This window comes from Sulfurimonas sp. ST-27 (assembly GCF_048081595.1).
Taxonomy (GTDB): Bacteria; Campylobacterota; Campylobacteria; order Campylobacterales; family Sulfurimonadaceae; genus Sulfurimonas; species Sulfurimonas hydrogeniphila.
This window is the reverse complement of sequence record NZ_CP182226.1, coordinates 1,895,268-1,907,519: the sequence shown is the minus strand read 5'-3', so window position 1 is coordinate 1,907,519 and position 12,252 is coordinate 1,895,268. Positions and strand designations below refer to the sequence as shown.

The 12,252-nt window shown below is 39.2% G+C and carries 9 protein-coding genes; all 9 read left to right on the top strand.

The features are described from left to right. Positions 1-7: 7 nt before the first annotated feature. Genes ACM66U_RS10055 through nuoN form a run of 9 tightly spaced genes read left to right on the top strand, consistent with a single transcriptional unit; the run spans position 8 to position 12,237 of the window. The gene (locus tag ACM66U_RS10055) at positions 8-2,251 is read left to right on the top strand and encodes an NADH-quinone oxidoreductase subunit G (protein WP_418640678.1); all 2,244 of its coding nucleotides are present in this window, start codon (positions 8-10) and stop codon (positions 2,249-2,251) included. Then, positions 2,251-4,737 carry an NADH-quinone oxidoreductase subunit G gene (locus ACM66U_RS10050; RefSeq protein WP_418640677.1) on the top strand — a complete coding sequence of 829 codons (2,487 nt, stop codon included), beginning with the start codon at positions 2,251-2,253 and terminating at the stop codon, positions 4,735-4,737. The genes ACM66U_RS10055 and ACM66U_RS10050 overlap by 1 nt, the downstream gene beginning before the upstream one ends. A 3-nt stretch (positions 4,738-4,740) precedes the next feature. Then, positions 4,741-5,730: an NADH-quinone oxidoreductase subunit NuoH gene (gene nuoH / locus ACM66U_RS10045; protein WP_151899559.1), complete on the top strand. Its 990-nt coding sequence runs from the start codon at positions 4,741-4,743 to the stop codon at positions 5,728-5,730. Between the two features lie 11 nt (positions 5,731-5,741). Then, positions 5,742-6,359 (top strand): NADH-quinone oxidoreductase subunit NuoI, encoded by a 618-nt coding sequence (gene nuoI, locus ACM66U_RS10040; protein ID WP_151899560.1) that lies wholly within the window; start codon positions 5,742-5,744, stop codon positions 6,357-6,359. 12 nt (positions 6,360-6,371) lie between these two features. Next, positions 6,372-6,938: an NADH-quinone oxidoreductase subunit J gene (locus tag ACM66U_RS10035; RefSeq protein WP_151899561.1), complete on the top strand. Its 567-nt coding sequence runs from the start codon at positions 6,372-6,374 to the stop codon at positions 6,936-6,938. Then, a complete protein-coding gene (gene nuoK / locus ACM66U_RS10030) occupies positions 6,935-7,243 on the top strand; it encodes an NADH-quinone oxidoreductase subunit NuoK (RefSeq protein ID WP_151899562.1) in 309 nt (102 codons plus the stop codon). The genes ACM66U_RS10035 and nuoK overlap by 4 nt, the downstream gene beginning before the upstream one ends. A 3-nt stretch (positions 7,244-7,246) precedes the next feature. Then, positions 7,247-9,166 (top strand): NADH-quinone oxidoreductase subunit L, encoded by a 1,920-nt coding sequence (gene nuoL / locus ACM66U_RS10025; RefSeq protein WP_151899563.1) that lies wholly within the window; start codon positions 7,247-7,249, stop codon positions 9,164-9,166. A gap of 3 nt (positions 9,167-9,169) precedes the next feature. Further along, positions 9,170-10,729, top strand: a complete 1,560-nt coding sequence (locus ACM66U_RS10020; RefSeq protein WP_151899564.1) for an NADH-quinone oxidoreductase subunit M — start codon at positions 9,170-9,172, stop codon at positions 10,727-10,729. After that, positions 10,729-12,237, top strand: coding sequence for an NADH-quinone oxidoreductase subunit NuoN (gene nuoN / locus ACM66U_RS10015; protein ID WP_418640676.1), 1,509 nt, complete (start codon positions 10,729-10,731; stop codon positions 12,235-12,237). The genes ACM66U_RS10020 and nuoN overlap by 1 nt, the downstream gene beginning before the upstream one ends. Positions 12,238-12,252: the final 15 nt, after the last annotated feature.

Genomic DNA, 12,252 nt, shown 5'->3' with positions numbered 1-12,252 from the left:
GTCGTAAATGAGTAAAATTATAAATTTTAAAATTGACGGCAAAGATGTTACAGCAGTAAAAGGGGAGACAATTCTTCAGGCTGCGAGAAAAAATGATATCTATATTCCTACTATGTGTTATATTTCAAAAACGACACCCTGTGCATCATGCCGTATCTGTTCTGTCGAGGTAGAAGGTGTAGATGGGTTTGTTCTCTCCTGTAACACACCTCCGACAGAGGGTATTGAAGTCAGAACAAACTCTGCCGAGCTTGAGCTTGAACGTACAAATATCATGAAACTCTATGATGTAAATCATCCATTGGAGTGTGGTGTTTGTGACAAATCCGGAGAATGTGATCTGCAAAATATGACTTTGGAGTTTGGCGTAGCACAACAGGAATTTTCTGCAAAAGACCAGCTCAGAAAAGTGGAACACTGGGGACTGATTAATTATGACCCTGCATTGTGTATTATGTGCGAAAAATGTGTACATGTATGTAATGAAGTTATAGGCGATGATGCTATTGAAGTAAAATTCGGCGGATACTCTTCTGTGATTATCCCAAAAAATGCGGATACACTGGATTGTACTTTTTGTGGTGAATGTATTGCAGTCTGTCCGGTCGGTGCTTTGGTAAGCAGTGATTTCCAGTACTCTGCAAATGCATGGGAACTCTCCCGTATTCCTTCAACATGTGCCCACTGTTCTGCCGGTTGTGCTTTGGAATATGAAACACGCCACGTCGGTATCAACGGTGAAGATTCTATTTACAGAGTGAAAAACAATTATGAATTCAATTCATTATGTGGAGCAGGGCGTTTCGGATTTGATTTTGAAAATCGCGCCTCTAAAGACGAAGAAGCATTTAACAAGGCAGTTGAAGCCATTCAAAATGCAAATGCTATACGCTTTTCTTCAATTATTACAAATGAAGAGGCACATATTTTACAGCTTTTAAAAGAGAAACTTGGGATAAAACTTTTTAATGAGGACGCAAGACTGTATGCTGAATTTATGAAATCTTATTCTTCAGTAAGCGGTAAACTGCATCACAGTGCTTCGATGGATGCCGTCAAACAGGCCGACGCGATTATTATTATCGGCACACGTTTGGCGACGGATAATCCGATGGTACGTTATGCTGTGCGAACAGCATCCCAGCATAATGGTGCAAAAATAGTATATGCGCATCCGCTTGAAGATGCGCTTATGAAAAATACCGCTACACAGTTTATGAAATATGAAGTGGGTACAGAAGAGGGCGTTATGGCACTTTTGGCAAATGAGCTTCTTCAAAACAGTGATGTGGACGAACAAACCAGATCATTTTTAGATGATTTGGATTTGGGCTACCTTGAAGCTGAAAGCAATGTGGGCGATGATGAACTTAAATTAATGACGAAGTCATTCAAGCGGGCACAAAAGCATGTACTTATCATCGGAAGTGATGTATTTGCACATAAGCGTGCAAAAAATATTGCGAAACTTGCAGCTTTGATTGAAAAATATACTGAATTTTCATTACTGATTATTCCTGCAGAAGTAAATACTGCAGGGGTTGCCCTTACATGTAAACTCGACACTGATGAAAATATAGGCAACATTGTTGCTTATAATGCAGAAGGTGACTTTATAATGTCATCTTTAAAAGATTCAGATTTAGCGATGCCGGCACTTAATCAAGTGGAAGGAACAGTTGTCAATGTTGACAATCAGGTACTTCCGTTGAATGTGGCACTTCCTTTTGAAGGATATACTTTGAATGATATAGCAAATGCTCTTGGTCTGAAAAAAGAAAATACTATTGACTATACAAAAGAGCTCGACACATCAAAAGGTTTTAAAGCAATTGCTTTTGATGATTTGGAGAATTTTTTAACACCTTACGGTGAAGACAAAAGGGGCTATATTTTAGATGAAGTTGTCTGTGAAGCAGATTCAGAAGTAGCACCGATTGAAGAGTTGCCTGAGTTTAACGGAAGTGTAATTTATAATTGTAACCCTGTTTTGCAGTTTAATGCGTTTACAAATAAAACACATCAGTTGGAAAAAGACACAACATTAAGAGGCTCGGCTCAGTTTGCGGCAGCTGCAAAGATTGCAGATGGTGATGTAGTTGAAATAAGCTTTGCATCAAGAACAATACAAAGAGTTTTTAAACAAGATGAAGAACTAAAAGGAACTATAGCACTCAATCCTACCTTCGATTTAGGTCAGGATTTTAGCAGATATAGATTTGAAAAATCCAAAATAGCGAGAGTAATATAATGAGTGAAATTACCATAAACATTGACGGAAAAGATGTTCAGACAAAAGAGGGTGAGTATTTGTTAAATGCTGCCCGTGCAAATTACATATTTATTCCTGCAATATGTTATTTAACAAGATGCAGCCCGACTCTAGCCTGTCGTATATGTCTTGTTGAAGCAAATGGAAAACAGGTATATGCCTGTAATGCAAAAGCAAAAGAGGGAATGCAGGTAGTAACATCGACTGAGTCTATAGAAAAAGAGCGCAGAATCATCATGGAAGTATACGATGTGAACCATCCGCTTCAGTGTGGTGTATGTGACCAGTCAGGTGAGTGTGAACTGCAAAATTATACACTTGAGATGGGTGTTGATTCACAACATTATTCCATTAAAGATGTAGACAGAAGTTCTCATGACTGGGGACATTTACACTATGATCCGGGCCTTTGTATCGTGTGTGAACGTTGTGTTACTGCCTGTAAGGATATGATAGGTGACAATTCACTTAAAACAATTCCGCGCGGTTCTGATCCTATCAATGCAGATTATAAAGAGAGTATGCCAAAAGACGCATATGCAATGTGGAACAAACTCAACAAGTCTGTCATTGGTTTGACAAACGGAACTGATGTTCTTGACTGTACCTCATGCGGCGAATGTGCAGCAGTCTGTCCGGTCGGAGCACTTGTTGATACCCAGTTTATGTATAAGTCCAATGCATGGGAGTTAAAACAGGTTCCTGCAACCTGTGGACACTGTTCTGCGGGATGTCAGATAACTTATGATCTGAAACATACAAGTATTGACAATCCTGAAGATAAAATATACCGTGTTATGAACGAATGGAACTATGTTTCACTTTGTGGTGCAGGCCGTTACGGATTTGATTATCAAAATGCCGGTGTTACAAAAGACGAGACTGCATTTGCAAATGCAGTAGAGGCCTTTAAAAAGGCAGATACAATAGCTTTTACATCTACAATTACCAATGAAGAAGCCTACCTGCTTCAAAAAATGAAAGAAAAATTCGGATACAGACTTGTCAATCCGGAAGCAAAAGCATTTCAGGATTTTTTAAACAATTATGCACAAATCAGTGGACATAAACTCTATAAAGGCGATCTGGAAAAAGTGCATAGTACAAACTTTATAGTCTCTGTCGGTTCGGCACTCAAAACTGACAATCCAAATGCACGCTATGCATTAAATAATTCGTTGACAGTAAAAAAAGGCGCAGGAATTTATTTTCATCCTGTAAAAGATCCGATTATCGAGGGTATAGGGAAGTCTATCATGACAGTTGCCCATGCTCCTCTTCAAGAAGAAGCAGCATTATATCTTCTGCTTGATCTTTTTGCAGACAAATCAAAACTGCCTTCTGATATTGTGGACTACCTTGCTTCTTTTCATTCACAAAAAACCGTTACAGTTGAAGAAGTTGTGAAAGAAAAAGTTGTGGAACTTGTCAAAGAGACAAAAGTCAATGAAGAAACAGGGGAAGAAGAAGAAATTGAAGTAGAAAAAACCAAAATGGTTTCTACAAAGATTGCAAAAGAAATAGAGATTGATGATAACAGACTCTTGGAAATACTTGGTCTTGATGATAGTTTTATGCAAACACTTGAAAAGAACCTGAAGAAAAAAGAGACTTTTGCGCTTATGGTTGGACCAGATTTATATATGCATCCAAATGCAAAAAACCTGGCTCGTCTGGTTGCTTTGCTGGAAAAATACTCAGCTTTTGAAGTTACCATGATTCCAACACTTACAAACTCATTGGGTGTAGCGCTGATCTGTGACCTTGATGATGAGAAAGGCTCTTATACGGTTGCGTACAATACTGATGGCGATTTTGTACTCTCCGGGCTTGGCGACGGTGATTTGGATATGCCGGCGATCAATCAGCAGGAAGGAACATTGACATCTGTAAACAAACGTGTCAACCCTACAAATGCGGCTATCGGATATGAGGGATATGAATTAAACGATATTGCAAAAGCGCTTGATTTTGAAGCAGAAAATATTATAGATTACACTGTAGAACTTCCTGTTGCGAGAGGATTTAAAGCAGAAGAATTCGATAACCTGCCAAATCATTATGAAAATGACGGTACAGAAGTAAGAGGTTATGTGTTAGAAAATGTAGCAGTAGAGGCCAGTGAAGATGAAAGTGTAGAAAAATTCAGTGAAGATAAGTTAGAAGGGTGTATAATCTATTTAGCAAATCCTGTAAGACAGTTTACGGAATTTACCTACAAGACAACAAATCTTGACGAAGTAAGCGGTATTTACATGAGTGAAGAGTATTTATCCAAAACTGATTACAATGAGGGTGATACAGTCACAGTGAAAACTAAAAAAGGTGAACTGACTGCAAAAGTTGTGTGTGACAATAAAATTGCAGGTGATATAGTGGTTTTACCTACATTTGATAAAAAATTAAACTCAGAAGCACTCTTTGACGGCTACCGTTTTAGTACAGCTTCAATCCAAAAGGGGTAATATATGGATACAGCATATTTAATTGAAACGATCATAAAAGTCGTTGTAATTCTACTTATATTTTCTGCATTGGCAGGTATCGGTACATATTTTGAGCGGAAGATACTTGCATTTATGCAACGTCGTTTAGGGCCGATGTATGTCGGACCATACGGGTTGTTGCAGGTGGCAGCAGACGGTATAAAACTTTTTACAAAAGAAGATATTATTCCTACAAACGTAGTGGGTCCGGTATTTAAAATTGCACCTGTAATTACTGCGGCAACTGCATTTATGGCAGCAGCAGCGATTCCGTTTTTTCCACAATTCACAGTGTTCGGTTATACAGTACATCCTATTGTAGCTGATTTGAATATCGGTATTTTGTATATTCTGGGTGTAATGGCAGTCGGACTTTACGGACCTTTGCTTGGCGGTATGGCTTCGGCAAATAAATTTTCCCTGCTTTCAGCAGCGCGTACGGCAGCTGTTTTCATCTCTTATGAAGTTGTCAGCGGTTTAGCTATTCTGGCGCCGATTATGATGGTGGGTTCTTTGTCTCTGATTGATTTTAACAATTATCAGGCAGGCGGTATCAGTGACTGGATTATATGGTCTCAGCCTGTAGCCTTTGTTTTATTTTGGATCGCGGCTTTTGCTGAAACCGGACGTACGCCGTTTCACCTGATAGCAAATGACCATGAAATTATTGACGGTTTTGGAACAGAGTACTCTGGAATGAGATGGGGTCTTTTCTTCATTGGCGAGTATGCAAATATGTTCTTTATCTCCTTTGTGATTCCTCTTATCTTTTTAGGCGGATACGGTGACGGAAGTATGCTTGGCGCATTGGGGCTGATAGGAAAAGTGGCATTTTTCTTTTTCTTCTTTTTGTGGACAAGAGCTGCCTGGCCGGATGTAAGACCGGATCAGTTGATGTGGTTGTGTTGGAAAGTACTAATGCCATTGGCCGTGATTAATGTTGTAATCACCGGCTTTGTGATGATGTTTTAAGGGGATAATGAATGAAAATGGAACAATTTAATGATAGAAATGTAGCTGACAACGGTTACTTTTTAGTTGATATTGAAGATTATCCTACTGATGGTTGGGGTAAATTTAAACGTGTCGTAAAAAGAACTTTCAGAGCCGAACTTTTTGTAGGTTTATGGGTAGTGCTTCGTGAAATGATCAAATTTGATATTCATACGGTACAGTATCCGCAGGAGAAACTGCCTATAGGTCCTCGTTATCGTGCCGTGCATGAAATGAAAAGACTTTGGGAAAGTGATGCTGAACGTTGTATCGGATGTGGACTTTGTGAAAAAATCTGTATATCTGACTGTATTCGTATGGATACAAAGATAGATGAGAATTCACGAAAAGAAGTAACCGAATATACAATTAATTTAGGGCGTTGTATTTTTTGCGGTTACTGTGCGGAAGTTTGTCCTGAACTTGCTATTACTCATGGCGGAGAGTATGAACAGGCATCAGAACAGCGTGAGCATTTTGTTGACTATGCGTATATGTTGACGCCACTTGACAAAATGAAAGCCGGAACTCAAATGGAGTTTGAAGGTTTTGGTGCGATTACACCACATGAAGATGAGCGTGTTAAAAAAACACCTCTAGCATATTAAGGAGTTTGGATTATGTTTGAAGCGGTAGCATTTTACTTGTTTGCATTTCTGACGATAACGATGTTTTTCATCACAGTAACAACATCACAGGCGTTATATGCATTAAGTGCATTGGCAGCGGGAATGATTTTCATATCAGCATTTTTCTTTATTCTGGGTGCTGATTTTTTAGGTGCAGTGCAAATAATTGTTTACACTGGTGCAGTAATGGCTTTATATGCTTTTGGTATGATGTTTTTTGACACGACAAGAGAAGTTAAAGAGAAACAGGGGAACAAATACATCATTGTCGGACTCTCAACACTGGCAGCAGTTCTGGTAGTTGTTATTTTTGCAGCGCCGATGGTATCTGAAAATATTGTTGCTCTTTATCCGGCAATTGAAGGAGTAGGCAATACTCAAGAAGTAGGACTGATTTTATTTACAAAATATCTAGTACCATTTGAAGTGGCTGCAATTATGCTGCTTGTTGCAATGGTGGCTGGTATCGTCCTTGCAGGGAAGAAAATGGATCTTTCAATTACACTGATGAATGATGCTGAAATTGAAGAACAAAATAACACAAAGGTACTTTCATGATGGAAATAGGTTTAAATCATTATCTTGTTTTATCTACTATTTTATTTGCTATTGGTTTAGTAGGTGTTATGCGTAGAAAAAACCTTCTTTTACTGTTTTTTGCAACCGAAATACTCTTAAATGCTGTGAATGTTGCTTTTGCAGCAATTTCGCATTATTATGGCGATTTGACTGGTCAGATGTTTGCATTTTTCGTAATTGCTATTGCAGCTTCAGAAGTTGCAGTCGGTCTTGGACTTCTGATAGTATGGTATAAACGCCACAGTTCAATTGACTTAGATGCGTTAACAGCGATGAAAGGATAAAGAATGGAAAAATATTTATACATAGCACTCTTTGCTCCGCTTGTAAGTTCTTTGTTTTCAGCGTTGTTTACAGCGACACCAAAGAAACTGTTTACGGGTATTGTTGCCAGTCTTATGATATTGACATCATTTGCAGCAAGTACAGTCCTGTTGATTTATATACTCAAAGGCGGAGAGCCTGTACATGTAGAGATGATGACATGGATGGCAACCGGAGACCTTTATATTCCTTTTGGTTTTGTTGTTGATCAGATTTCGGTAACTATGATGATGGTTGTTACATTGGTTTCAACTATCGTACATATTTACTCTATCGGTTACATGGATCATGACAAAGGTTTTAACCGTTTCTTCGCATGGCTGTCAGCATTTGTGTTTTCAATGATGGTTCTTGTCATGAGTGACAACTTCGCAGGACTTTTTATAGGCTGGGAAGGTGTTGGTCTGTGTTCATGGGGTCTTATCGGTTTTTGGTATCATAAACAAATTGCCACATGGGCAGCCAATGAAGCGTTTATCATGAACCGTATCGCCGACCTTGGTATGCTTATCGGTATCTTTTTAGTCTATTGGAATACAGGTACACTGCAGTATGATGAAGCATTTGCCGTTATGCCATTGCTGGATACTGCCACATTGACATGGATAGGTATATTTTTATTTATCGGTGCAATGGGTAAATCAGCACAGTTTCCTCTGCATACATGGCTTGCAGATGCGATGGAAGGGCCTACTCCTGTATCGGCTCTTATTCATGCGGCAACAATGGTTACAGCGGGTGTTTATCTTGTAGTGCGTTCGAATGAGCTTTACAGTTTGATTCCTCATGTCGGATTGTTTATTGCTTCACTTGGTGCATTTGTGGCATTGTTTGCAGCTTCTATGGCCCTTGTAAACCGTGACATGAAAAGAATCATTGCCTACTCTACACTTTCTCAGTTAGGGTATATGTTTGCCGCAGCTGGTCTTGGCGCTTACTGGGTTGCACTTTTTCACTTGATGGCACATGCGTTCTTTAAAGCACTGTTGTTCCTTGGTGCGGGAAATGTAATGCATGCGATGCATGATGAACTTGATCCGTTTAAGATGGGTGGACTGAAAAAAGTAATGAAGTGGACATGGATTATGATGACAATTGCCTCATTGGCTTTGGCGGGAATCTTTCCTTTTGCAGGATTCTTTTCCAAAGATACGATTCTTGAAGCGGCATTTGCTGAGCATCACTTTGTGATTTACGGGGTACTGCTCTTTACGGCAGGTCTGACAGCATTTTATTCATTTAGACTTGTGGCACTGATCTTTCACGGTGAAGAACGTTACAAGATATTTGGTATTCATCCGCATGAAGCCTATAGATTTATGCTGATTGCAATGAGTCCGTTGCTTATTCTTGCAATGATTGCCGGAATTTTCCAAGAACCGTTCTTTGGCATGATCGAAGAAATTTTACGTGCGCATGAGTATCATATCCATTCCCATACAACACTATGGATTATGTTGGTCGGTACGCAGCTTTTTGTAGCACTTGCTATTTTGTATGCATATAAAAAATATGCTTCATGGAGCAGTGTTCCGGATGGCACAAGTCCGATAGAAAATTCATTTATCTATAAACTGCTGTTTAATCAGTACTATATTCCGTATTTTTACGAAGAGTACCTTGTAAAACCGTACAGAGAGGCTTCTGAACTTTTCTGGACAAAAGTAGATATGAAAATTGTGGATGCTACTGTTGACGGGATTGCAGGTATTGTGTATGGTACCGGTAAGAAAACTAGGAAAATGCAAAGTGGTAACTTATCTACTATGCTTAAATGGATGGTAGCAGGTTTAGTTGGTCTGCTCTCACTCGCTGTGGTGTTTGGGCTTGCAGCAAGATATTCTGATGAGATTGTACTATTCTTATCAGCTCTAGGAGTTTAGTATATGTTAGATCATATTTTATCGTTATTAATTTTCTTTCCGGCACTCGCAGCCGTATTTGGTTTTATGATACAAAAAGAGAGTATGCGTGCATACGGTATCTCTGTCGCTGCTATAGAGTTTGCACTTTCACTGTGGCTGTGGTATGTATTTGATGGCAATGTGTCCGGAATGCAGTTTATGGAGAGCCTGCCGCTTGTTCCTTCTTTTGGAATCAATTATATACTTGGAGTGGATGGTATATCTTTGTTTATTGTTATTCTTGCAGCTTTTTTTACTATGATAGGAATAGCCAGTTTAACAGATACGCCTAATGTAAAATATATGATTATTACATTGTTGTTTTTACAAATGACAATGGTCGGTGTTTTTGTGGCACTTGATGCAATAGTCTTTTACATTTTTTGGGAACTTTCGCTTGTACCTATGCTTTATATCATCGGTGCATGGGGCGGACCGTTGCGAATATATGCCTCTGTTAAATTTTTCCTGTATACTTTTACAGGTTCGCTTGTGATGCTTGTCGGTATGCTTTTTATGGCATATTTTTACTATCAGGCAACAGGTGTCTGGAGTTTCGCTATTTTAGACTGGTACAGACTGATTTTACCTGAGTCTTTCCAGCTTTGGCTTTTTGCAGCATTTTTTATCGGTTTTGCTATTAAAGTACCGATGTTTCCGTTTCACACATGGTTACCGTATGCGCACGGACAGGCACCGACTATTGGTTCTGTAATACTTGCAGCAATTCTGTTAAAGATGGGAACATACGCGTTCATTCGTTTCTCTTTACCAATGTTTCCGGATGCTTCGGCATTTTTTATGGTTCCAATCGCAATCATCGCAATTATTATGATTGTGTATACCGCAATGGTTGCCTATGCGCAAAAAGATATCAAACAGGTTGTTGCCTACTCCTCAATCTCGCATATGGGTGTTATTATTCTGGGAACATTCGCACTGAATGTGGAAGGTATCTCGGGATCAATCTTTTTAATGATAGCACACGGTGTTGTTTCGGGAGCTCTGTTCCTGCTCGTAGGTGTTATTTATGACAGACGCCATACGAAGATGATGAGTGAATTTGGCGGCTTGGCACAGGTGATGCCAAGATATGCAACAATATTTGGTCTCATGTTAATGGCTTCTGTCGGAATGCCTTTGACAATCAACTTTGTAGGTGAGTTCTTGTCGCTTCTCGGATTTTACCAACAGTCTCACATTTTGACACTTTTAGCCGGAACAGCGATTATTGTCGGTGCCATCTATATGTTGGCAGCATACAAAAAAATGTTTTTTGGTGAGGTAACAAAAGAAGAGAATAAAAATCTTAAAGATGTCAATAAAAGAGAATGGGTTGCCCTCCTGCCACTTGGAGTAATTACCATATGGCTGGGTATATATCCCAAACCTGTGTTGGAACCGATTAACAACAGTGTGAAATCAATTGTACAGTTAATGCACAATAAAGCTACAACAGAATTAGGTAAAGAAAGAATTCCAAATTTAGTGAAACCTAAAGTTGTAATTATAGAAAAAACTATTATAGAGGAGGTTCACTAATGTTAGCGCCGATAAATATTTCAATGGAGTCGTTAAATGTAATGACTCTGGCGCCTATGCTGATACCGGTAGTAGGTGCATTGTTAATCTTAGTGATTGATGTTATCAAGGGTGGGCTTCACAAATCACTCTACGTCGTACTGAGCCTGCTCTTTTTGGCAATGGACTTTTTCTCTTTGCTTGATGCCTCAGAGATTTTTACCCAAAACGGTACAGTACTGGGTATGTTTGATGTAATGCTGATAGACGGTCTGGCTTTATTGGCTCAGTTTATTATCGTTATAGCATCAATGCTCTTTATTCCACTGGCTTTGACAAACAAACGCTTTCATGAGTTTTCCTATCCTGAGTTTTTTGCACTCTTTTTATTTATGATTGCAGGTTTCCAGTTTATGGTTGCTACAGATAATCTGATCTTGATATTTGTCGGTTTGGAAACAGCGTCTTTGGCATTGTACACGCTCATAGCTATGCATAACCGTGACAAATCTTTTGAAGCTGCTGTGAAATACTTTACAATGGGTGCCTTGGCCGCAGGTTTCTTCAGTTTTGGTGCCATGGTCTTTTATGCATTGACGGGTTCGGTAGAAATTAATAAAATTGCCTTGGTTCTTGCTGCAAACGGGTATGCTGACATCGGATATGTCCTTGTAGGCATCTCATTTTTACTGGCTGCTTTTGCTTTTAAATTATCACTTATTCCATTTCATACATGGGCTCCGGATGTGTATGAGGGATCTTCTGCACCAATGGCCGGTTATATGTCAATCGTACCAAAAATAGCTGCTTTTGTCGTGGCTATGAGATTTTTTGAATTTTTAGTCCACAGCGGTATCGTATGGCTTGATATTGTTTTATATGCCTTTGTCATTATTACGATGACAGTGGCAAATATGTGGGCTCTTGTACAAACTGATGTGAAGCGTATGCTGGCATACAGTTCGATTTCGCATGCAGGTTTTGTGATGGCTGCTATTTTAATAGGAACAACACAGGCAAACAGCGCACTCTTTTTATACTGGGTTCTGTTTACATTCACAAACCTCGGGTCGTTCTCAATGCTATGGATCTCCCGTCAAAAAAGCTTACCGGATCATCAAATGTCAGACCACTCGTATGACAAATTTGCGGGGATGATTAAAACCGCACCGGTACCGGCAATGATTATGGGACTGTTTATGCTGAGTTTGGCAGGAATCCCTCCGTTTGCACTGTTTTGGGGTAAAATCTATCTGATCAGTTCTGCGGTAACAAGCGGTTATACAATCCTTGCACTTATTATGGCACTTAACTCAGCAATAGCAGGGTATTACTATTTAAAACTTATTGTATATATGTTTATGAAAGAACCGGTTGTCGGTGCGAGCGGACAGATATATGTTGCCAATGCGACATTGGCGCTCAAAACTATTATCGGTATAGCAGCAGTAGGAACTATATTTGCTTTTGTTGCTATAAACCCGCTTTTAGAGTTTATTACAGCTTTTGTATATAACAGTGGATATTAATAGTCTAAAATCTTA